This window comes from Streptomyces sp. Wb2n-11, assembly GCF_001049855.1.
In the GTDB taxonomy this organism is placed as follows: Bacteria; Actinomycetota; Actinomycetes; order Streptomycetales; family Streptomycetaceae; genus Streptomyces; species Streptomyces altiplanensis.
Genome location: NZ_CVPB01000005.1, coordinates 95,269 through 117,974, shown reverse-complemented (window position 1 = coordinate 117,974; position 22,706 = coordinate 95,269). Strand labels below are relative to the sequence as shown.

Below are 22,706 nucleotides of genomic sequence, written 5' to 3'. Positions count from 1 at the left end.
AAAGGGAAGGGGGTGGGACGGGGCGGGTGGCGCGGGTTCAGGGGGTGGCGGCGGCCGTGGGGCGGGGCGTCCTGCCGGGTACGGGGAGCCGGGTGCCGATGTCGACGGCGGCGGTGAGCGCCGCCCAGGAGGCGAGCTCGACCAGTTCGCGGTCGCCGGGGTGCGCGGCGCGGAAGTCGGCGAGGTCCGCGTCGGTGATCTGGTGGGGGTTGAGGGCGGTCAGCAGGGCGAGCCGCCCGGTGGGCAGGTGGGCCTCGTCGAGCGAGGCGGTCGCCTCGGCGAGCCAGCCGCGGCCGGGGCCGGGCACGGTGCCGTCGTAGGCGGCGAGGACGGTGTGCAGCAGTTCGCGGACGGCCTCGGGGATCCAGCGTTCAGCAGCGTGGTCGACCGAGGCGACGGCCCGGCCGAGGGCCTCGGCGATGGTGGGGGTGGCCTTGGCCCAGTCGAGTCCGGCGGGCAGCGGGGCGGCGGGCAGCAGCCCCAGCGCGGCGCCGGGCGTCACCAATGCGCCGCGGTCGGCCCTCATGGCGCGGGCGACCAGGCGCATGACCGGTCCGCGGCCGGCGGCAGGGGCCGCGCCGGGGACGGGCGAGTCCGGCAGGAAGAGCCTGACCATCCGGTTGAGGTAGTGGAAGGTGACGGCGGTGCCGAGGATCTCGGGGGCGTCGGCCGCCTCGAACGGCAGGTGCTCCTCTCTGTGTTGTGCCGTGGTGGCGCCCGTCGCCCAGTCGGCGAGGGACCGGTGGGCGTCGGTGCCGGGCAGGGTGGCCCGCTTGGCCTCGTGGACCTCGACGCAGTAGGAGCAGTCGTTGGCCCGCGACACCCCGGCGGCGACGGCTTCCTTGGCGGCCCGGGAGACCCGGCCTTCGGCGAGGAGGGTCTCGCGCAGCAGCAGCCAGGAGGCGGCGAGCGTCTGCGGGGCCGGGGAGTGCAGGGCCAGCGGCGGGGCGACGACGCCGAACTCGCGGCGGGCCTGGGCGTAGACCTCGGTGACGGTGTCGTCGGACCGGGTGGGCGGGACGACCGTGATGTGCCGGATCTGCCGGAGCGAGCCCTTCAGCATGAGTCGTACGAGCGGTCGCACGGCCGCCTCCTTCTGCGCATCGGGGTTGCATGGCGCAACCCACTGGTCATGGGGTCGATTTCGTGAAGCAACTCACTGGCCGGCAGGAAGCCGTCCGAGGGGATCACGCAGTGACCAGGCGCTTCTGCTTCAGCAGCGGCAGCACGCCGTCGCGTCCGCTCTTGTAGCCGGTGGGGGCCGGGGCGCCGTAGGTGACCGCGACTCCCCTGGCCCGGGCGGCGGCCACGATGTGCGGCACCGCGCGTTCGGCGAGGGCGGCGATGGTCATCGCCGGGTTGACGGTCAGGGCGCCGGGGACGGCGGAGCCGTCAGTGACGAAGATGCCGGTGTGGCCGCGCAGTTCGTTGGTGTCGTCGAGGGCCGAGGTGGCCGGGTCGTCGCCCATCCGGCAGGAGGCCAGCGGGTGGACGGTGTAGGCACCGACCAGGTCGTTGGTCCACGGCATCACCTTGGCGAGGCCGTCCTTCTCCAGGATCTCCTTCACGTCGGCGTCGGCCTGGTTCCAGCCGTTCCAGGTGTTCTTGGTCGGTTTGTAGGAGAGGTTGCCGCGGCCGAGCATCTGCTGCGAGATGCGCATCGAGTTGCCGGTGGCGGGCGGCGGGCCGAAGACGCCCTCGTTGTCGTCCTCCGTCATGCAGAAGATGGTCAGCCAGGACTTCCAATTCTTGAGGATCTCCTTCTTCTCCTTGCCGAACCAGGTCGGTCCGGAGGCGTCCGGCACCTGGGCCAGGATGGTGCCGAGGCCCGGCGGGAAGTAGAGCTGCTCCAGGGAGTAGCGGGAGTACTCGGGCAGCGAACCGTCGAGCTTGTCCCAGCTGGCCACGGTCGGGCCCTTGCCGATCGCGTTGGCGCCGTACGGGAGGTTGCCGTCGCCGCGGGTCAGGCCGAGGATCTCGGCGGCCTTGTCCTCGTTGATGACGGCCGTGTTGAGGCGCTCTCCGTTGCCGGAGAAGTAGCGGCCGACCGCGTGCGGCATGGCGCCGAGGCGGGCCTCGCTGCGCTGCAGGATGACCGGGGTGGCGCCGGCGCCCGCAGCCATCACGACGATCTTGGCCTCGATGACGCCGGAGCCGGTCCGCAACCGGTAGTCCTCGTCGTCGACGGTGTTGTAGTGGACCCGGTAGTCGCCCTCGGGGGTCCGCGTCAGGTGCTGGACCTCGTGCAGCGGGCGGATCTCGGCACCGTGGGCGAGCGCGGCCGGGAGGTAGTTGACGGTGAGGGACTGCTTCGCCTCGAAGCGGCAGCCGGCCATCATGAAGTTGCAGTTGACGCACTTGGAGTTGTCGATCGCGGCGGCGAGCGGGTTGGCGGTGCGGCCGGCGTGGTCGCAGGCCGCGGCCCACAGGCCGCCCGCGTAGGAGGCGTCCTCCCAGCCCTGCTTGCTGACCGAGAGGGACTCCTCGATCCGGTCGTACCACGGGTCGAGGGTGTCCCGGCTGACCGCCTTCGGCCACATCCGGCGCCCGATGCTGCCGTGCCGGTCGAAGACGAACCTCGGAGCCCGCGGCATGGCCGCGAAGTACACCACGCTGCCTCCGCCGACACAGTTGCCGCCGAGCACGCTCATGCCGTCGCCGACGACGAAGTCGAAGATCCGGGTGTAGGAGGAACCGAGCTTGTAGTCGTGCTCGAACTCGTCGTTCTTCAGCCAGGGACCGCGCTCGAGGACGGTGACCTTCGCACCGCCGGCAGCCAGGTGGTAGGCGGCGATCGCCCCGCCGAAACCGCTCCCGATGACCAGGACGTCGGTCTTCTCGATCGTGGTGCTCATGCTGGGCTCCCGGAGGGGGTCGTGTCGGGGTGGAGGTCGGCGAGCTGCCGGCCGTAACCGGCTTCCTGGAAGCGCCACAGTCCGTCGGCGTCCGGGGCGGTGATGCCCATGGCGGTGAGGCCCGGGTGACCGGCGGCGAGCGCGTCGTCGGTGTGGACGTGGGCGGCGGAGTCGAAGGCCATGTTGCAGAAGAGGGAGAGCAGCACCCAGAAGTCCTTCTCGGGGTGACCGATGGCGGTGAGCTCGACGATCAGGGCGACCCGGTCGTCGTAGTCGAGGGCCACGAAGGCCGGGACGTCGGTGTCGAGGGTCAGGCCGGTCTTGGCTGCGTAGACCACGGCGTGCTCGTTGACGAGCTCGGCCAGGTCCTCCAGGCCGTCGTGGATGCCGGTGGCGTCCCAGCGAAGGAGGTCGAGCGCGCAGCTGGTGACGGCGCCGCCGCCGGTGCTGACACCGGCGATCGCCCTGTCACCGGGCCAGCGCTTCTCGCCCGGGACGATGGTGTCCGCATAGGCCTCGAGGGTCAGGGTGGCTTCTTCCCCGATGTCGACCCTCCGCTCGGGGATTCTCCGTGCTCTATGCAACTCGTCCTCCGGTCGGTTGGGGTTCCTGGTGGTGTGGGGAGAAAGCTAGGAGCATCGAGTCCTTTCAAACAACCAACCCGTTTCGTGTTCGCCCGAACGCTGGTCCTTTGATGCAACTAACCGGAGTCGCGTTGTCTCTGCACTGGCGCTCAGAAAAAAACAGGTCGTTCGCTATGCTCCTCACGAATGCACAGTTCTCTGCGGTGATCCGGGCCTTTTCCATGGAGTTTTGGGGGCGGCCGGGAACACTTCGATCTCGCCGAAGGGGGAAGGGGAGAGGTGAACGGCGACGAAAGAACTCTGACGCTGCCGGCCCGCTTTACCCACCGGTTGCCGATCGAGGTTTTGCTGCCCGCCGACTCACCCCGCCTGAACGGCCTGGACGAGGAGCACGTGCGACGCCTGGTCGGCGTCTACGCCTCGCTGCCGCCGGTCCTCGTGCACCGGAGCACGCTGCGCGTGGTCGACGGCATGCACCGGGTCGCGGCCGCCGCGCACCAGGGGCTCACCTCCGTGGAGGTGCAGTACTTCGACGGCGCTGACGAAGAAACGTTCCTTCGCTCGGTGACCGCCAACATCACCCACGGCCTCCCACTCTCCGTGGCGGACCGCAAGGCGGCGGCCGAGCGCATCCTGCGCTCCCGGCCAGACCTGTCGGACCGGTCCGTCGCCTCCTGCACCGGCCTCGACGCCAAGACGGTCGCCACGATCCGTCCCCGTTCGACCGCGGACAATCCCCAACCGAACATCCGGATCGGCGCCGACGGCCGGGCCCACCCGCTGGACCGCACGGCCGAGCGACTGCGCGCCGCAGAGCTCATGACCCACCACCCCGACCTGCCGCTGCGGGCGATCGTCAAGGAGACCGGACTCTCCCTCGGCACCGCGCACGACGTGCGCCGACGGCTGCAGCGCGGCGAGGCCCCGGTGCCCGAGGGTCGCCGGGCCGCAGCCGCCCGCCGCGCCGCGGCCCTCACCTCGTCCACCGCGGCCGCCACCTCCGAGCCGCCCGCCCAACGCCCCCCCGCACCCGCGCCGCCCACCGCGACCACCCCCGCCCCGACGGCCGGCACCGGCAGCTCCCGCGGCTCGATGGAGCTGCTGCGGCGGCTCGCCGGCGACCCGTCGCTGCGGCACTCGGAGTCCGGACGGCACTTCCTGCGCTGGCTGCACACCCACGTCATGGTCGACGAGGCCTGGCGGCGGCAGGCCGCCGCCGTACCCCCGCACTGCACGGACACCGTCGCGGAACTGGCCCTCCAGTGCTCCCACGCGTGGAAGAGGTTCGCCGAGGACCTCGCCCGGCGGCGACTGACCGATGCCACCCCCGATCCGTCACGACACGCGGCTTCCGCCCCTCGGCAGGGAGCATGATTCAACGACAGGGAGAAACGGTGACCACCACCGCCATCGAAGCCGCTGTCCTCCGGGTGATCGATGAAATGCATGCGAATCTCGGCCAGGAACTCACGATCGACGACATGGCCCACACCGCCATGTTCAGCAAGTTCCATTTCACCCGGGTTTTCCGGGACGTGACGGGTACGTCCCCCGGGCGTTTTCTCTCCGCCCTGCGACTTCAGGAGGCAAAGCGCCTCCTGCTCGAAACCGAATTCAGCGTGGCCGACATCAGCAGCCAGGTCGGATACAGCAGCGTCGGCACCTTCAGTTCCCGTTTCAAGACCTGTGTCGGCGTATCTCCGAGCATGTTCCGGGAATTGGGCGGATTCACGCCGGAGATCGCTTCCGGCCCGGCCGCCACGGGCGAGGTCCCGATCATGCACGGCACACTGCGCGGGCGGGTGCACCTGCCGGAGGACCGGGAGCCCGGCCGCTGCTTCGTGGGCCTCTTCCCCACCCCCGTCCCGCAGGGACGACCGGTGTGCTGCGCCGTCCTGGACGGACCCGGCTCCTTCGAACTGCGCGACGTGCCGGTCGGCACCTGGTACGTGCTCGTGCACTCCGTCCCTTACGGCCTCGAGCACCTGCCGTCCGGTATCGGCGACGCGGACGTCGTCTCGGTCGGCAGCTACGGCCCCGTGGCCGCGTACAAGGACACCCTGCTGATGTCCGCCGAGATCACGCTGCGCCCGCTGGACGCGCTCGACCCGCCGGTCCTGATGGCCCTGCTGGACCTGCGCACCGACGCGCTCGATCGCATCGCGGGCTGACCCTCCCCCGGGCCCGCCTCCTCGCTCCCGGGACACGACGAGAGGGCCGGCCACGAAGAATCGTGGCCGGCCCTCTCGTCGTGTCCCGGGAGCAGTCGCGTGCGCTCAGTCCACCGGACGGACCGTCATCGGCAGTCCCCCGCGCATCCGCAGCGACATCATCGGCTCCGCGATGCCCTTGTGCCCCGGCACCACCGCCAGGTCGAGGTCGCGGGTGACGAGCGCGGTGACGAACACCGCCTCCATCATCCCGAGGTTGCTGCCGACGCAGAACCGCGGTCCCGCGCCGAACGGGAGGTAGGCGTACCGCGGCCGGTTCGCCACCCGCGACGGGTCGAAACGGCCCGGGTCGAAGCGCTCCGGGTCGTCCCACAGGTCCGGGTGCCGGTGCATCGTGTACGGGCAGACCAGCACGCCGGCCCCGGCCGACACCGTGAACCCGCCCACCTCGTCGGCTGCCTGGGCGATCCGGGGCAGGATCCACACCGGCGGGTACAGCCGCATGGCCTCCTGCACCACCTGTGTCGTGTACGACAGCTTGTGCAGGTCCTCGGCGTCCGGCAGCCGGCCGCCCGCGAGCACCGCCCTGGCCTCCTCGCGCACCAGGTCCCGCACGTGCGGGTGGCGGGCGAGCAGCAGCAGCGTCCAGCCGAGCGTGCTCGCCGTCGTCTCATGCCCGGCGAGCAGCAGCGTGACCAGCTCCTCCTGGAGCAGCCTGCGTCCGGCGACCGGGTCCGGGTGGGCCCGGGCAGCAAGAATCATCCGGGCGAACGCGTCGTCCGCCCCGTCACCCGGGCTCATCCGGGAGCCCCGGTCGGCCACCAGCTCGCCGACGGTCCGGGTCAGCTCCCGGCGGGCGGCACGGAACCGGCGCTGGGTGCCGAACGGTACCCAGGTCGGCACCAGGTCCTGCGTGACCATGTCGAACATGGCCTGGTCCTGCACCGCCTCGAAGGCGTGCGCGATGCCGTCGTGCCCCTCCAGGGAGGTGTCCATCAAGGTTCGGCCGAGCACCCCGAGAGTGAGCCCGGTGACCTCCTGAAGGACGTCGACCGGGGTGTCCCCGGCGCGGCTGCGCAGCAGCTCCACGAGCCGTCCGGACTCCTCGGCCACCGCGCCGGCCTGTGCGGTGATCCTCCCCGGCTTGAACGCGGGCTGCACGGTGCGGCGCTGCTTGCGCCACAACTCGCCCTCGCTGGTGAGCAGCCCGTCTCCGAGGACCTTGCGGGACTCCACCAGGCCGATGCCCTTGTGGTAGTTGGCCGCGTTGTCGGCGAGGACGTGCTTGGCGTAGTCGGGCCGGTTGAAGACGTAGAGCTTCTTGGGGCCCATGTTCACGCGCACGGCGTCGGCCAGCTCGGCCGCGTCCCGCATCATGCCGAGCCGGTCGACCGCCAGCTTGCGCAGCAGCCCCGGCAGCGCCCGGACCGGTGGGCCGGGTGGGTGGACGCTCATCGGCTGCCCTCCGGTTGCTGCGGCACGACCTGCCGGAAACGGCCGCCGTGGAACACCAGCGGCTCGCGGCCCGGGAGCTCGTCCAGGGCGAGGATCCGGCCGACGTGGATGGTGTGGTCGCCGCCGTCGTACGCGCGCCACCGGGCGCACTCGAAATGGGCCGCCGCCCCCGCGATCACGGGGGCGGCGGTGGCCTGGCCGGGCAGCCAGTCGACGGCGTCGAACTGGGCCGCGCCGAGTGGCCGGGAGCGGTCGGCGAAGTGCCGGGCCACGTCCTCCTGACCGGCGCCGAGTACCGATACCGCGAAGGTCTCGGCCTCGGCGAGGACCCGGTTCATGACGGCGTCGTTGCCCACGCACAGCAGCACGAGGGCCGGGTCCAGCGATACCGACGTGAAGGAGTTGGCGGTCATGCCGCGCGGGACCGCGCCGCCGACCGTCACGACGGTGACGCCCGTGGCGAAGGACCCAAGGGCCCGCCGCAGCCGCGCGGGGTCGCCGGTGACGGCGTCCCGCGGCGGTGCGACGGCCAGGGTGCTCATGCGGCCCGTCCGACCAGCGCCCGGTTCGGGGTGCTGTACGGCTTCAAGGCGCGGGCCAGGCCGTCCGGGATGCGCGAGGGCACCGTGTTGGTGTTCGGTCCGCGCATGCACGCGATCCGCTGGCGGCCGCGGGCGACGAGCACCTCGGCCCCGCCGGTCACCTTGACGTAGTCGAAGGTGAACTCCAGCTGGGTCTGGCCCAGCTCGGACAGACGCATCCGGATGGACAGCTCGTCGAAGGCGGTGATCTCCGCGAAGAACTCGCAGTCCACCTTCAGCGTGAACAGCTTGAGGTCGTCCTGGACCTCGGCCAGCACGTCCGGCGCCTTCTGGTGCAGGAACAGCTCCCGGCAGCGTCCCTGCCAGCGCAGGTAGTTCACGTAGTACACGTTGCCAACGAGGTTGGTCTCCTCGAAACCAACCGTGTGCCGGTACTCGAAGTAGTCGTCCGCCATGGTCTAGGACCGCCCTTCGGCGAGAGGTGTCTCGTGGGTGAGGAAGGAGAAGACGGCGGGTTCCAGGGCGTCGCGCAGCGCGGTGACGAAGGTCGCGATCCGCAGGTCCCCGGCGGCGAACACCACCCAGGCGTCCTTGCGGCGCGGCAGCACCGTCAGCGGGGCGCCGGCCATGATGCCGGCCTTGCGCAGGCATTCCACGGCCCCCCACACGCGGGTGGCAGCGGTGTCCGGCGCCTCGCCGGTCTCCTTAGCGACCAGTTCGGCGACCGGCGCGTGGTCCCCGAGCAGCCCGCGCCACTCGTGCGCCGAGCGCATGCTGACCGCCTCGATGTCGCAGGCGACCTCGGTGTCGGAGACGGCGCTGAGGGTGACCCCCAGGCCGTGTGCCGCCGACATCGACAGGTGCCGGCCCGGCTCCAGTTCGGGTCGCCCGTCCGGACGATGCCTGACTGCGACCGGGCTGCCCAGGGCCCGTGCTGCGGCGTCGGCGGTGAAGCCGCGCCGCTGGGCGACGGAACCGGCCGGGGCGTCCCCGTGCGGTTCGACGGCGACCGCGACGCGGCTGCCGACGACGTCTTCGAGGGAGCGCTCCAGGTACGGGCCGAGCAGCGGCGCGACCCACGGGCCCGACCCGTCGGTCTTGCGCACCGCGTGCAGGGTCAGCCCCTCCCAGCGCTCGACGACGGTGCCGTCGGCGTCTCGTACGGCGATGTCGTACACGTAGGTGTCGCCGTCCCGACTGCGCTCGACCGCGGTGTAGCGCAGATGGTCGGGGACGTGCGAGCCGGAGCCGAGGGTGTGGATCCGCTCCACACCCGAGGGCAGCAGCGTGGCGTCCGGGACGCACACCTGGTTGCCGTGCATGAGCGCGTCGCGCATGCCCGGGTCGGCGAGCAGCAGTTCGCCCGGCAGGAAGCCGGCGAACCAGCCCTCGGGCTGCTGCTGGACGGCGACCTCGGCGTCCACGTGCCGCGCGGCGGCCCGGTGGAAGCGGCGCAGCCGCTGGAAGCGGGCGCCCTGGAACAGCACCCCGCCGTACAGGTCGACGGCCGGGTCCAGCGGGACGACCGGGGTGTCCTCGGGCACCTGGAGCGGCGGGCCGTCCGGCGCCGGGGTCCCGCCGAAGATCAGCCGGGCCCTGAAGTGCTCGGCGACGAAGCCGGTGTCCTCGGCGTGGATGGCCACGTCGACGGTGTCGGTGTCGGTGACGGTCGCCGCGATCCGGATCCGGGTGCTGCCGTTCGGCGGCACCACGATCGGACGCAGGAACTTGGCGCCCTCGATGACCGGGGCGATGCCCGTGCGACCGGTGACGGCGGATGCGACCTGGGTCATCGCCTCCATGCCGATGACGGCGGGCAGCAGCAGGTTGCCGTCGAGCAGGTGGTCGGCCAGGTACGGGTCGGTGCCCGCGTTCAGCTCGACCTCGGTGACCAGTTCGACGCCGTGGTAGCGCACCAGCGGGTCGCCGGTGAAGCGCAGCATCGGCAGCGCAGGCAGGTCGCGCCGTACGGTGTCGATGCCTTCGGTCCGGCCGCTGATGACCGTGACGACGGGGGCGTCCGGGTCCCCGATCAGCCGCAGCAAGATCGCCACGCCCTGGTCGGGGGAGACGGGCACGATGCCCTCGCGGGAGAGCGACTCGACGACGGAGAGCTTCTCGCCCATGCCGACACCGGACCACACCGACCACTCCATGCAGCGGGCGCGGATGTTCGGGTGGGTGCGAGCGACGTCCTCGGTGAGGTCAGCCAGCCACTCGTTGGCGGTGGCGTAGTGCGCCTCGCCGCGCAGTCCGGCCCGGCCGATGATGCTGCCGAAGCTGACGAGCAGCTTGAGCCGCTCGGGGCCGACCGCGTCCAGGACCGTGCGCAGTCCGTCGACCTTGGGGCCGAAGGTGCGGTCGAAGTCCTGGCCGGTGAGCCCGGTCAGCGCGCCCGGCTGGTTGAGCCCGGCGCCGTGCAGCAGGCCGGTGATCGGGCCGAGCGCCTCGGTCAGTTCGGTGACGGCGGCCGTGACCTGCTCGGCGACGGTGACGTCGGCGCGGGCGTAGTGCACCCGCACGCCGCTGTCGCGCATCCGGTCGAGATTCTCGGCGAGCTCGGTGTCCTGGGCCGGGTCGGACCGGCCCAGGACGGCGAGCGCGGCGCCGGTCTTCTGGGCCACGGCGAGGGCACACTCGGCGGAGATGCCCTTGCCGCCGCCCGTCACGAGCATCACGTCGGTCTCGTCGAGCGGGACGTCGGTGCGCTCGGGCTTCACGGGCAGCGCCCGCAGCGTCGGCACCCGGCGTGCTCCGGCACGGTCGTAGTGGACCTCGGCGAACCGGGTGGTCGCCGCCACCTCGGCCACGACCCGCTCCACGACGTCCTCGGTCTGCGGGGTGTGGACGACGGTGGTGCGCAGGTGCGGGGCCTCCAGGTGCAGCGTCTTGGCCAGACCGGCCGCACCGCGGCCGTCCTGGACGAGGACGAAGCGGCGGGCCCGGTCCCCGGCGAGCGCGCTCTTGGCCGCGGCCAGGACCTCCCCGATCTCCTCGCGGGGGCAGTCCTTGGCGAGGACGGCGAGCACGCCGGAGCCGAGTCGGGCGGCGGCCAGCGCCGACCGGAGCTGCTCGGCGTACGGGTGGCCGGCGGAGCCGAACAGCTCCCAGGCCCCGTCGGTGCCGTCGGCCACGCCGTACGGCCGGGCGACCTCGTCGAGGTCGACGGCGAAGGGCCGGGCCCAGGGGGCCGCGCCCGCGACGACGGGCGTCTCGGGCTCCGGGGCGGCGCCGCCGGTGCTGACCAGGGTGTCCAGCGCCTCGGCCAGTTCGGCCAGGGTGGCGGTGGCGAAGTTGGTCGGCACCTGGGCGGCGGCGATCCCGAGGCGGGACGCCGCCTGGTTGACGATCTGGCCGACGGTGATGGAGCTCATGTGCAGGTCGTCGAGGAGCCGGCTGTCCGGGTCGACGAGGTCGGCGGGCAGCTCGGCGCGTTCGGCGACAAGAGCGCGCAGCACTTCGAGCGCGTCGACGTCGCTGGCGGCGCCTTGCACGGCAGGCGCCTCCGCGACGGCCGGGGCCGCACCGACGGTGTCGTGGGCGGGGGTGGCAGCCTTCGGTGTCGCCTTGGCGGCGGCCTTGGCGGCCCGCTCGGCGCGCGGCGCGCGCTCGGCCTGCGGGAGGTCGCGCGGGGCCTGCTCACAGGGGCTGGCGAAGAAGGAGAACTCCTGGCCGACCTTCAGGGGCCGGATCAGCCGGTCCTGGAACAGCCGCTCCAGGTCGACCGGCGCGCCCGTGACGTACGCGGCGCCGGCCACCTGCAGCAGGCTGCGCAGCGACTCGTCGTCGGTGTTGAGCGCGACGACCGGGACTCCGGTGGTGACGCGGGCCAGCGAGCTCAGCACCCGGCCGGGGCCGACCTCGACGAACAGGTCGATGCCGCGGGCGGCCTCGCTGACGGCCTGGGTGAAGCGGACCGGGCCGGTGATCTGCTCGGCGAGCAGGGCGGCCAGATCGGTGGCGGGGGTCAGTTCCTCGCCGGTGACGGTGGAGACGACCCGGCCCGTGAGGGTGCCGACCGGGGCGTTTGCGAGCCAGTCGCCGAAGGAGGCGGCGGAGTCGGCGACCAGCGGCGAGTGGAAGGCGTGCGAGACGTTGAGGCGGGTGCAGGGGATGTCGGACCGTTCGGCCCGGCGCCTGACCTCCTCGATCTCCTCGACCGGTCCTGCGACCACCGTCTGCTCGGGGCCGTTGTATCCGGCGACGACGACGGACAGGCCCTCGATGAGCTGCTCGGCCCGCTCGGGCTTCACGTTCAGCGAGGCCATGGTGCCGGAGGAGCTGTGTTCGGCCATCGCCTTGCCGCGCACCCGTGCCGCCTCGAGGAGGGTGTCCTCGTCGAGGGCGCCCGACCAGTGCAGGGCGGAGAGTTCGCCCAGGCTGTGGCCGACGGCGACGGAGGCCTCCAGGCGCAGCGCGTCGAGGACTCGCAGGCCTGCGGCGGAGCCGGTGGCGATGCGCGGCTGGGCCACGTCGGTGGCGACCATGTCGCCGGTGGTGGGCAGCGCGGCCCGGTCGAAGACCTCGGCCGCCTCCGCGAAGCGCCGGCGCAGCGCGCCGCCGCCGGTGCCATTACCCGATCCCTGGCCGGGGAAGAGGAAGCCGATCCGGGCGGGCCCGGAGGCCCGGCCGAGGAAGCTGCGACCGTCGGCGGCGGTGTACGTCGTCTCGCCGGACTCCAGCAGGTCTGCCAGGTGGGTCAGGCGGCGCTCGGCGTCCTCCGGGGAGGTGACGACGACGGCCGCGCGGTGCGCGAGGCCGCGCAGTTCGCGCTGCAGGGTGGCGGCGAGGTCGGCGACCTGGCCGTAGGAGACCTGCGCGGCGAAGGCGGCGACCTCGTTGAGCCGGGCGCGCAGCGCCTTGGCCGACTCGCCTTCGACGACGAGCAGTTCGGCGTCCTGAGGGGCGTGCGCCAGGGCGGCGGAGCGACGGCTGGGGGCCGTGCGGCGCCGTCCGGCGGGCTCGTCCAGGACGACGTGGGTGTTGATGCCGCCGAAGCCCATGGCGGTGACACCGGCGCGCCGGGGCGCGTCCTCGGGCCAGGCCTCGGCCTTGCGCAGCGCCTTGAGGTTGGCCTTCTCGTCGCCGAGCAGCTCGTGCGGGTCGGTGGTGCCGATCGCGGGCGGCAGGGTCTGGTGGTTGACGGCCATGGCCGCCTTGATCAGGCCGGCGACACCGGCTGCGGCCTTGGTGTGGCCGATCATGCCCTTGATGGAGGTGATGGCCGCGAGCGGTGCCTTGGGGTCGGCGGCCCGGCGGGCGCCCATGAGGGCGGTGAGCTCGGTGGCGTCGCCGACGGCGGTGCCGGTGCCGTGGCCCTCGAAGAGCCGGACGGTCTCGATGCCGAACCCGGCCTTGTCGTAGGCGCGGCGCAGGGCCAGCTGGTAGCCGCTGACCTCGGGACGGGTGATGCCGCCCTGGCCGTCGGAGGAGACGCCCCAGCCCGCGACGGTCGCGTAGATGCGGTGGCCGGCCGCGAGGGCGTCTTCCTCTCGCATCATGACGATCATGCCGCAGCCCTCACCGGGCCAGAAGCCGTTGGAGCCGCGGTCGTAGAGCTTCATCTCGCCCTTGGCCAGGGCACCGGTCTTTGCGAAGCCGATGATCTCGAAGGGGTCGATGGACAGGTCCACGCCGCCCGCGACGGCGACGTCGAGGTCACCGTTGATCAGGGCGGTGCCCGCGGTGGTGACCGACAGCAGCGAGGAGGAGCAGGCGCCGTCGACGGTGTAGCCGCCGCCGTTGAGGTCGAAGTGGTTGCAGATCCGTCCGGCGATGGTGTTGGCGAGGCCGCCCGCGAGGGTGTCCTCGTCGATCGCCGGGAACGGCTCCTTGTACGCGGTCTCGACGTCGTCGAGGAATTCCGCGACGCGTGTCTCGTCCCAGTCGTCCTGGTCCTTGAGGGCGGCGGCCATCACCCGTCGTACGTAGGGCCAGCGCAGCCGCATCACATTGGCGCGGGCGAACTCGCCGGTGAGGGTGTTGCCGACGACCACGCCGGTGCGCTCGCGGGGCAGGCCCTCGCCGCCGGGGAAGCCGGCGTCGGCGAGCGCGCGGCCCGCGGTGTCCAGGGCGAGCCAGTGGGTGAGGTCGGTCGACCGGAAGGTGCTGCCCGCGATCTTGTGGGCGATCCGGTCGAACGCGTAGCCCTCGATGACGGCGGCGTTGCGGGCGTAGAAGGTGTCGGGGGTGGTCGGGTCGGCGTCCCAGTAGTCGTCCAGGTTCATCCGGACGTCGGGCAGGCGGCGGAACGCGCGCCGTCCGGCGACGGCGTTGTCCCACAGCTCGTTCGGGTTCGTGGCGTCGGGATAGCGGCAGGCCATGCCGACGATGGCGATCCTGGTCATGCGGCCACCGGAACTTTCTTGGTCTCGGCATCGGTCGCCGGGCCGGGGCACGCACACGCGTTTTCCGGGCACCCGCAGGCGGGGTTCTCGGCGGTCGCCGGGGACGGGCAGGCGCAGGCACCCTCGGGGCACGCGCAGGCAGCAGCTCCGGCGGCCGTCGCGGCGGTGTCGGCCTGGGCCACGGACCGGGTGACGGCGGCCAGCGCGAGGGCCTCCTCGGCGCGCTTCTTGGACACGACGTCCGCGGTCCACAGGAAGGCGCCGCGGACGGCGCAGACGAGGGCGGTGGCGAAGAAGAGGCCGTAGGCGATGCTCATCGCGGTCAGCACGCCGTACAGGGCGGCGACGCCGCCGCCGAAGGCGATCTGGCCCCACTTCGAGGAGGGCGTGGTGCCGGGGTCGGTGATCATGTAGTTCGTGAAGAGCACGAACGCCACGCCGGTCATCATCGCGAGGCCGGCGGGGATGGAGGTGTCGAACAGCAGACCGCGGACGATCGCCTGGAGGGCGAAACCTCCGACCCAGGCGAGGATCAGCCACATGCGCTCGGTGAGCTTGGCGTTGAGCATCGTGCCGAGGGTGATGATGATGGCCGGCACCAGCCAGTCGAAGCCGCCGTCGAGGTACTCGGTGAACTGGTACGGCGGGGCGATCGACGCCCACGGGAAGAGCACCAGGATGACGGCGATGCCGAAGTTCGACGGGTTCATGAAGTGCCGCATGCGGCCCTTGACCGGGGCGCGCAGCACCCACTTGGTGCCGACGGCGACGATGACGCCGAACACCATGACCCACACGAGGTCGTTGACGTACGACAGCATGTTCACGGCGAGCGCGGTGATGTGGGCCGGGAAGAGGAACTCGACCAGACCCTTGAACCCGCCGCCGAGGAAGCGCGGCGCGCGGCCCTCGGCGCGGGCGCCGAGGAGTTCGAGGACGATCTCGACGGTGTAGCCGGTCGCCAGGGCGATCAGCGGCCAGGTCCAGGGCTGCTCGAAGCCGAGGACCGTGTAGCCGAAGATGTTGAGTACGGAGATGGAGATCGCGAAGCGGCGCAGCGCCGTCGTGACCTTCGGGTTGTGGCGTGGTGCGGCGGTCTTCTGTGCGGACATCGTCACTTCTCCTTGGCCTCGGTGCCCAGCTCGAGGCTGTGCCAGCCCGGCGTGAGCTTCAGCTTCTGCTCGTGGACCCGGCCTGTCCGGTCACGCCAGGTGATCATGGCGGGCACTGCGTCCCGGACGTCCTTGCCCAGACCGATGTGGACGTCGGTGCTGCGCTTGCCGGAGTGACCGCCGCCGCCGTCGAGACGGGTGATGCGCTTGGTCCCGTCGGGCAGTTCGACGCAGACCTCCGCGCCGACCACGGGGGAGCCGTCCGGGTGGGTGAGGTTCAGACCCACGTAGGAACCGGGGTTCTTGCTGACGTTGTGGAGGAAGACCGGCTCGCCCCACTGCCGGGCGACCATCAGATCGAGCCGGCCGTCACCGTCGACGTCGCCGGTGGCAAGGCCTCGGGTGGGAAGGGGCTCGCCTATGCCGAGAGCGACGGAGAGGTTGTGGTACCGGCCGGTGTCGGGGTCCTTGGCGAAGAAGCGCATGCGCTGGCTTCCGGCGAGGTCGTCACCGTGCTTGACGTTGGGCCACCACAGGGGATTCGGCGTGAGGGCGTCGTTGGCGGTGGCGAGCTCCTGGAGCTGCGGCCAGCGGTTGTTCTTGCCCTTGACGAAGCCCAGGGCCTGGGTGATCTCCAGGTCTCCGTTGTTGTCGAAGTCGCCCGTCTTCACGTCCCAGCCCCAACCGGACCAGGCGAGGCGCAGGTCGGAGGACTTGTCCTCGTACGGGGCTTCGCCCTCCTTCAGGCGGCCCTGGAGCTCGGCACGGCTGTCGGCGTCGCCGATGAAGGCGAAGTTCGACTCCTGGATGCCGAAGGACGTGGTGATGTTGCTGACGAACATGTCGTACAGACCGTCGTTGTCGAGGTCTCCGAAGTCGACGCCCATGCCCTTGAAGGAGCTGCGGCCCAGTTCCTTGGACTTGGGGACCGTGCCGCTGTGGACGGCCTTGACCTCGGAGAACCTGATCCTGCCCGGGGTGGAGGTGTTGTACAGCAGCGCCGAGGTGCCGAAGTCGTGGGCGAGGAACACCTCGGGCAGCCGGTCGCCGTCGAGGTCGGCGGCGGAGGCGCCGAGCGACCAGCCCTTGTTCAGGTTCTGCGGGATGGCGCCGTCGGTCTTCTCGTAGCCGTCCTTCGTCCACCGGAAGATGTGCCCGCCGCCGCCGTTCTGGGCGTGCGACAGCGATTCGTTCATGGTGACGTCGCCGTCCTTGGACGGGTCGAGAACCGGACTGTCCGGGAAGTAGTTGCCGATGTAGATGTCGTTGTGGCCGTCGCCGTCGAAGTCGGCCACGGCGGCGGCGTTGGAGTTCCACAGCGGGCCGGTGTAGGTCGCACCGCGCTTGCCGGGCAGCAGCTCGGTGGGGGTGAAGGAGGCCGCGGTCAGCGGCTTCCCCTTCTCCCCCTTGTTCACGAAGATGACCGGCGTGCGGCCCCAGTAGTAGACGAGGAGGTCCATGCGGCCGTCCTCGTCGTAGTCACCGGGCATGCAGCCCATCGGGGCCATCGTCTCGCTGGTGCCGAGCGGCGCGGGATCGAGCGCGAACGGCGCGTACTTGTCCTTGCGGGTCGGTGCCGGGGTGACCACGGCCTGGTCGATCCGCACGTCGTTCACGCAGAGGTCGTTGTCCAGACCGTCGCCGTCGAGGTCGTTGACGGCGATGCCGGCGCCGACCGAGGAGATCCAGGCCTCGATGTGCTGGTACGCCTTGTTGACCTTCCGGACTTCCTGCTTCTCGAATCCGGCGGGCATGGCGATGGACATCGGCTCGAATGCGAAGTTATTCGCCAGCTTGTCGATCTCGGCGGCCGAGGACTCGGGCAGCCGGACGGCGTAGAATGTGCTCACCATCAGGGCGAGCGCGACGATTCCCGGTGAATTCCTGCGGAGCCAGTTCTTTGTGACCGTCACTGGTCGGCACCTTTCGAGATGAGCGAGAGAGAAGCGAGTTCCGCGGCAATACGGTGCCGCCAGGTCTCGTAGGCCGGGGACACGCCCCCGGTGAACGCCCGGGGCCGGGTGCCCCGGCACACCTGGGACGCCCTCCCGGCCGTCGTGCCGCACACGACACGGGCCGCGAGGTGGGTGTGGTCGATGACCGTGCCCGCCTTGACACGGGCTTCGGTGGCGAAGGCGGATCCCTGTGCCAGCGCCCAGCGGTGCTCGCCGGCGCCCTCGACGAAGCGTGCGAGTTCGCCCTCGGTTGCACCGCCCGCGTAGGCGCAGGCGAGCCCGGCGCCCGCGTAGAGGTCGCTGTGACGACGCTCGGGATAGGCACGGATCAGCGCGGTGACGACGTCGGGGTCGGTGCCGCCGACGAACCAGAGAGCGCGGCCGATGCCCTGGTCGACGGCGTTGGCCGTGTAGTGGTTGTGCCCGCCGTTCCAGCGGAACGGGTGCTGGATCCCTGGTGTGCGCACGTACGCGTCGGTCTTGAAGTACGCCTGGTGGAACCCGTATCCGTCCAGCGCCAGCCAGCGCAGCATCGGGTCGGTGGCCGAGATGTCGGGCCACAGGAGCTTCGGCAGCCGGGCCATCGCCCAACCGACGCCGACGTAGATCATGTAGTCGTGGTCACGGCCTCTGCCCGCCAGAAGCCCGTCCAGGCGGCCGCTGTGCCCGGGCAGCGAGTCGTACACCGCCGCACCCATACCGGCACCCTCGTAGGCGAAGCCTCGCATGTCCCTCGGAACGGTCTCGAGAAGTTCCTCGGCCTCGACGGGCGAACCCGCCTCTACGGCGTAGGCGTATCCCTGGAGAAACACCTCCCCGATGTATTCAAGTCGCGTTTTTGCTTCCGCGTTCTTCACATGGAAGCCACGTACTTCCATGGTCGTCTCGGAAATAGGAGGTGTGAGCAACCTGCGGCGGAGCGCACCAAAAGCACTGGACACGGCAGTAAACCGCCCCTCTCGAATCCCTGGAATTCCCCAGCGGATCGAATTTAGCCAGGGGTCCGGGAGGGCCGTCTACTTCCGGTGTGCTCAAACGACCACGGCGCTGAGGCGCGTACGCACTGTTCGCCGCCAGACCTCGTAGGCGGGTCCGACGCCGGTCTCGGGAGCGGACGCCGCGCAGTCGTCGGCGAGGCGGGCCACGGCCTCGACCGTGCGCCCGGTGAACGCGTGCACGGCGGCGCTGCTGTGCTCCGGGACGAAGCCGGCGTGGTGCCGGGCCTTGGCCGCGAAGACCGCGCCCTGCGCCAGGTGGCCGGCGAGTTCCCCCGCTTCCTCGCGCAGCGCGTCCAGGTCCGCGGCCGCGGTTCCGCCCGCGAAGGTGGCGGCGAGTCCGACGCCGCTCCACAGGTCCGCCCGCCGGTCGCCGGCGAAGGCCCGCACGGCCGCGGAGACGTTCCCGACGTGGCCCCCGTGGATGAACCACAGCGCACGGCCGACGCCCTGGTCGAACGCCCGCTGCCAGTAGGAGAGGTCACCGTCCCAGCCGTACGGGGTGTCCAGACGCTGTCCGCCGACCCAGGTGTCGGTGTCGAAGTAGGCCCGGTCGAAGCCGTAGCCGTCCACGCACAGCCAGCTCATCGCCGGATAGAGCTCCGGCTCGGTCAAGTCGGGGACGAGCTTCTTCCACAGCGGCCTGGGCAGCTTGGCCATGGCGAAGCCGATGCCGATGTAGTTGAGGAAGATGTGCGGCCTGCCGCCACCTCGCAGCAGGTCACGGGCGCGGTGCCCCCGGGGGCCCATGGTGTCGCGGATCGCGCAGGCCATGGTCGCGCCCTCGTACGCGAAACCCCGGTTCAGCGGATCGACGAGCGCGAGCCGACGCTCGGTCGTCGCCAGGTCCCCGTCCTCGATGCCCCATTCGAAGCCGGTCACGACCGCTTGCGGCACGGCTTCCAGCTGCCGTGTGCGTTCGGTCGGTTCCACGGCGAACCCTCGCCCCGCAAAACTCACGTCGTCCAGGGACGGGGCCAGGATCAGCCTGCGCAGCGCTCCCAGTGCGGGCACAGTTGCCTCCTCGTACGAGCCCGCTCCGGACATGGGCGGCGGGGGCTGTCATCGTCGGCAGACGGGCTGCGGGGCGGCATCTTCCCCGTTGCGCTTCCCCGTGGTGTTCAGCGGATGCGGCGGACGTCCACCTCCTCGTCGTGCACGGCGCGCCCGCAGTCGGCGCACCGCAGCTCGACGTGGACGGAGCCGTCGCAGCCGATGTGGTCGGCGCGGCGCGGCGGACCCAGCTCCTGCGGCAGGTTGCGGTCCCCCCATTGCATCAGAGCGATGACGGCCCGGGTCAGGTCCCGGCCCACAGGGGTGAGCCGGTACTCGTACCTCACGGGCTTGTCCTGATAAGGCACGCGTTCCATGATCTCGTGCTCGACCAGCCGGGACAGCCGGGTGGAGAGCACGTTGCGCGCGATGTCCAGGTGGGAGAGGAATCCGTCGAAGCGGGTGATGTCGAGCAGCGCCGAACGGATGATCAGGAGGGTCCAACGCTCGCCGATCACCTCCAGGGAGCGGGCGAGATTGCAGTCCTGTCCCTCGTACGTGTGCTTCAACATGCGCTCACTCTAGGTCGGGGAGAGTTGCGTGAAGGAACCCTGAGTTGGCGAAGTCGCCACAGAACGCGCCCGGTTGTTCAGGCGGCGACCAGCAGCCGCTCTCCGCCGCCGGTGGGTGCGGGCCGCCCGTTGAAGCGGCTGTAGGCGTACGCGGCGGAGACCAGGGTCATGTGGTGGTGCCAGCCCGGGTAGGAGCGTCCCTCGAAGTCCTGGAGGCCGAAGCCGTCGGACATCTCCCGTACGGACTCCCCCGCGTTCGGGAGCGTCCGCGTCAGGGCGAGCACCGACTCCATGCGGGTGTGCGTGAGGCTGGTCAGCCACAGCTGGACGGGCTGCCGCCCGTTGTCGGGGCGGACCGCGAAGAGCCGGTAGGTGCGGTGGACCCGCTCGCCGCCCCGTCCCAGCTGGGGGATGCGCACGAAGCTGGACATGACCGTGGTGTGCCGACCGCGCCCGTCCCAGGGGGCGACGTTCTCCACATGGGTCAGCGTGCCCGCGTCGAACTCGAAGAGATTGCGGGCGGCGAGCACCAGGCCGTGGCCGTCGCCTCCCTGGGAACGGTGGACCCGCAGGTGACGTCCCACGGCGACCTGGAGGCTGTCCGGGACGGCGACCACGAAGTCGCGTCCGCGGAGAGCCAGTCCGTGGATCAGAGCGGTCGCGCTGGTGCCGCCGAGGGCCTCCAGGTCGGCGACGACCGGCAGGGGCACGGTACGGCTGGTGTCGGCCAGAGTGTCGACGAGGTCCAGGGCATGCTGCTCGACGGAGCGGGAGCTCACGTCGGCGGGGATACGGGTGCGGACGCGACGCTCGGGATCCTTCGTCCACGAGCCCGGAAGGAGCAGGCGCCAGTCCACCGGAACGGCTTGGTCGTACGAGGAGAGGAACATGCCGACGCCGACCTGGCACGTGACCGAGCGGCCGGTGGAGGCCAGGAAGCGGCGGTGCACACCGCAGGAGTGTTCGCCCCGCTTGCGCAGGACGGCCTGGCCGATCGCCCAGGCGCGCGGCGTCATCTCGTGCTCGACCCAGCGAGCGAGCTCGGCGCGCACCGGCATCCAGTCCCACGGGCTGGCGTTGACGAACTGGTGCAGCGACTGGGAGACCGCCGGCTCGGGTGAGATGGCGGCGGCGAGCCGGCGGACCGACTTCTTCCCCGGTGTGGTCAGCAGGCCCTGCATGTACGCCTGGGCCCAACGCCGCTGATCCACCCGCGGAAGGCCTTCGAAAACCCTCTCGGTGAACACCGGCACCGAGGTGCCGGTGGCCTTCAGAGCGTACGCGACCATGGCTGGTTCCCTCCCCTGTTCCCGGCCCCTGGCGGCCGTCTCGGCTAAAATAATAGCGAACGCCCTCTTTTTTTTGCGACTCAGGAGAGTTGCCGCATGCACTTCGCCAAGTCGGCCCCCGCCGCCCTCCGCGTCGGGGGCCGAATCACCCCTGTGACCTGCACTGATCCACAACATCTTGGGCAACTCGCCCTTGCCCACAAGAGGAAGGAGGCGCGAGCGTTGGACGGGAGGGTGAACGTCTGTTCCTTACGGGACGTCCCGACGGTGCGCCATCGAGACGGAGTCAGGGTCCGTACATATCCGGCGGCGATGAGCTCTCTTCGGGAGACGGTGTGGTGAAACAGGAGAGGGCTTTGCGTACGCGCCAGGTCCTGATCAGAGCGGCGGCCCAGGAGTTCGACCTCCGCGGGTACGACGGGACGTCGTTGTCGCGGATCAGCTCGGTGGCGGGCATGTCGCTCGGCGCGATCACGTTCCACTTCCCGACCAAGACGCACCTGGCGGACGCGGTGCAGCAGGAAGGGCGGGCGGTCACGCTGGCCGCCCTGGAACGCCTGGCGGCCGAACCGGTGGCGCCGCTGCGCATGGTGATCGACCTGACCCTCGAGCTGACCCGGCTGATGGAGCAGGAGCCGTCGGTACGCTCCGCGATCCGCCTGGGCCGGGAACGTCCGGGGACCGAGGCCTGGTCGGACGCCTGGTTGCCCATGGTCCGGGGACTGCTCGACCGGGCTTATGAGGACGGCCAGCTCCGCACGGACGCCCTGCCCGCTGACGTGACGACGCTGGTGGAGCACCTGACGAGCGGGGCCGAGGCGTACCTGCGCGGGCGCATGGGCTCGGACCCGGCGTTCGAGAGCGCCGTCGCCCAGCTCAAGCGCGTCTGGCACCTCGCGCTCGTGGGCGTCTCCGCCGAGGCGTCGGGCATGCCCCGGCAGCCGGAACCGCCGGCCGGCGAGGGGGCGGACCAGGAGGCGACACGCTGACGGTCCGTCGGGCGGATCTCTCCCGTCCGCCCGACGGGCCGCCAGTTTCCGGTCGTCAGACCGCGGTCAGCCCGCCGTCCACCGCCAGTGCGGCACCCGTGACGAACGAGGAACGCGGACCGGCCAGCCAGAGCGCGGCCTGGGCGACCTCGTCGGGATCAGCCATGCGCTTCTGGATCTGGCGCGCGACGAAGAACTCCTCGAGGTGGGGATGAGCCGCGATCGCCCCTTCGATGAGTTCGGTGCGAGTGGTTCCGACCACCAGGGAGTTGACCCGGATGCCGCGCCCGCCGTACTCGGCCGCAGCGGCCTTCGTCATGCCGATAACGGCGTGCTTGGCGGCGACATAGGGCGCTCCGGCGCCGGTGGCCACCACGCCCGCCGTGCTGGCGGTGTTCACGACGGAGCCGGACCCGTGGACGAGCATCGCGGGGAGCTGATGCCGCAGACAGTTCCACAGGCCGCGCACGTTCACGTCCATCACCTGGTCGAAGACCGCGTCCTCGGTCTCGTGCAGGTCGGTGCCGGCCGTCCCCCAGCCGGCGTTGTTGAAGGCCACGTCCAGCTGTCCGAAGGTGTCCACCGCCGCTGTCACCACGCGGCGTACGTCCTCGGAGCGGGTGACATCGCCCGGCGCCGCGAGGGCACGGCCCCCCTCGGCGGCGATCCCTTCGACGATCCTCCCCAGCTCCTCCTCACGTCGCGCCATGAGCACGACGGCTGCCCCTTCCGCGGCGAAGAGACGGGCCGCCGCCGCCCCGATACCGCTGGAAGCCCCGGTGATCATGGCGACCCTGCCGCTCAGCAGACCGCCGGCTCCACCCGTACTCTCGTTCATGTCCGTACC

17 protein-coding genes are annotated in these 22,706 nt (G+C 71.2%); 3 read left to right on the top strand and 14 right to left on the bottom strand.

The window, feature by feature from the left end:
- Positions 1–37: 37 nt before the first annotated feature.
- From BN1555_RS36885 to BN1555_RS36875, 3 genes are all read right to left on the bottom strand, one after another.
- Positions 38–1,084 (bottom strand): carboxymuconolactone decarboxylase family protein, encoded by a 1,047-nt coding sequence (locus tag BN1555_RS36885; protein ID WP_093804278.1) that lies wholly within the window; start codon positions 1,082–1,084, stop codon positions 38–40.
- A gap of 103 nt (positions 1,085–1,187) precedes the next feature.
- A complete protein-coding gene (locus tag BN1555_RS36880; protein WP_093804277.1) occupies positions 1,188–2,855 on the bottom strand; it encodes an FAD-dependent oxidoreductase in 1,668 nt (555 codons plus the stop codon).
- Positions 2,852–3,439 (bottom strand): DUF5987 family protein, encoded by a 588-nt coding sequence (locus BN1555_RS36875; protein ID WP_093804276.1) that lies wholly within the window; start codon positions 3,437–3,439, stop codon positions 2,852–2,854. Before BN1555_RS36875 ends, BN1555_RS36880 begins: the two co-directional genes overlap by 4 nt.
- Before the next feature lie 279 nt (positions 3,440–3,718).
- Here BN1555_RS36875 and BN1555_RS36870 point away from each other — a divergent pair, with 279 nt between their 5' ends.
- Together BN1555_RS36870 and BN1555_RS36865 are read left to right on the top strand one after the other, a co-directional pair.
- A complete protein-coding gene (locus tag BN1555_RS36870) occupies positions 3,719–4,813 on the top strand; it encodes a ParB/RepB/Spo0J family partition protein (protein WP_255306561.1) in 1,095 nt (364 codons plus the stop codon).
- A 20-nt stretch (positions 4,814–4,833) separates the two neighbouring features.
- Positions 4,834–5,610, top strand: a complete 777-nt coding sequence (locus tag BN1555_RS36865) for a helix-turn-helix domain-containing protein (protein WP_093804275.1) — start codon at positions 4,834–4,836, stop codon at positions 5,608–5,610.
- A gap of 105 nt (positions 5,611–5,715) precedes the next feature.
- Here BN1555_RS36865 and BN1555_RS36860 read toward each other — a convergent pair whose 3' ends face one another.
- The 10 genes from BN1555_RS36860 to BN1555_RS36815 all read right to left on the bottom strand — a co-directional run bounded on the left by BN1555_RS36860 (position 5,716) and on the right by BN1555_RS36815 (position 20,870).
- Positions 5,716–7,065, bottom strand: coding sequence for a cytochrome P450 (locus tag BN1555_RS36860; RefSeq protein ID WP_093804274.1), 1,350 nt, complete (start codon positions 7,063–7,065; stop codon positions 5,716–5,718).
- Positions 7,062–7,607: a flavin reductase family protein gene (locus BN1555_RS36855; protein WP_093804273.1), complete on the bottom strand. Its 546-nt coding sequence runs from the start codon at positions 7,605–7,607 to the stop codon at positions 7,062–7,064. Before BN1555_RS36855 ends, BN1555_RS36860 begins: the two co-directional genes overlap by 4 nt.
- Positions 7,604–8,062: an acyl-CoA thioesterase gene (locus BN1555_RS36850; RefSeq protein WP_093804272.1), complete on the bottom strand. Its 459-nt coding sequence runs from the start codon at positions 8,060–8,062 to the stop codon at positions 7,604–7,606. Before BN1555_RS36850 ends, BN1555_RS36855 begins: the two co-directional genes overlap by 4 nt.
- Before the next feature lie 3 nt (positions 8,063–8,065).
- The gene (locus tag BN1555_RS36845; RefSeq protein WP_093804271.1) at positions 8,066–13,954 is read right to left on the bottom strand and encodes a type I polyketide synthase; all 5,889 of its coding nucleotides are present in this window, start codon (positions 13,952–13,954) and stop codon (positions 8,066–8,068) included.
- Entirely contained in the window at positions 13,951–15,066 is a 1,116-nt protein-coding gene (locus BN1555_RS36840) for an enediyne biosynthesis protein (RefSeq protein WP_093804270.1), read from the bottom strand. Before BN1555_RS36840 ends, BN1555_RS36845 begins: the two co-directional genes overlap by 4 nt.
- 2 nt (positions 15,067–15,068) lie before the next feature.
- The gene (locus BN1555_RS36835) at positions 15,069–16,919 is read right to left on the bottom strand and encodes a CRTAC1 family protein (protein ID WP_093804407.1); all 1,851 of its coding nucleotides are present in this window, start codon (positions 16,917–16,919) and stop codon (positions 15,069–15,071) included.
- Between the two features lie 56 nt (positions 16,920–16,975).
- Entirely contained in the window at positions 16,976–17,962 is a 987-nt protein-coding gene (locus BN1555_RS36830) for a DUF1702 family protein (RefSeq protein ID WP_093804269.1), read from the bottom strand.
- A gap of 90 nt (positions 17,963–18,052) precedes the next feature.
- Positions 18,053–19,030 (bottom strand): DUF1702 family protein, encoded by a 978-nt coding sequence (locus BN1555_RS36825; RefSeq protein ID WP_093804268.1) that lies wholly within the window; start codon positions 19,028–19,030, stop codon positions 18,053–18,055.
- Between the two features lie 107 nt (positions 19,031–19,137).
- Positions 19,138–19,581 carry a winged helix-turn-helix transcriptional regulator gene (locus BN1555_RS36820; RefSeq protein WP_093804267.1) on the bottom strand — a complete coding sequence of 148 codons (444 nt, stop codon included), beginning with the start codon at positions 19,579–19,581 and terminating at the stop codon, positions 19,138–19,140.
- A gap of 77 nt (positions 19,582–19,658) precedes the next feature.
- Entirely contained in the window at positions 19,659–20,870 is a 1,212-nt protein-coding gene (locus BN1555_RS36815; RefSeq protein ID WP_093804266.1) for an IS701 family transposase, read from the bottom strand.
- Between the two features lie 356 nt (positions 20,871–21,226).
- On the opposite strand from BN1555_RS36815, the gene BN1555_RS36810 reads away from it, so the two are divergent.
- Positions 21,227–21,859, top strand: a complete 633-nt coding sequence (locus BN1555_RS36810; protein ID WP_176710379.1) for a TetR/AcrR family transcriptional regulator — start codon at positions 21,227–21,229, stop codon at positions 21,857–21,859.
- Positions 21,860–21,914: 55 nt separating this feature from the next.
- Here the strand turns inward: BN1555_RS36810 and BN1555_RS36805 are convergent, their stop codons facing one another.
- A complete protein-coding gene (locus BN1555_RS36805; protein WP_093804265.1) occupies positions 21,915–22,697 on the bottom strand; it encodes an SDR family NAD(P)-dependent oxidoreductase in 783 nt (260 codons plus the stop codon).
- Positions 22,698–22,706: the final 9 nt, after the last annotated feature.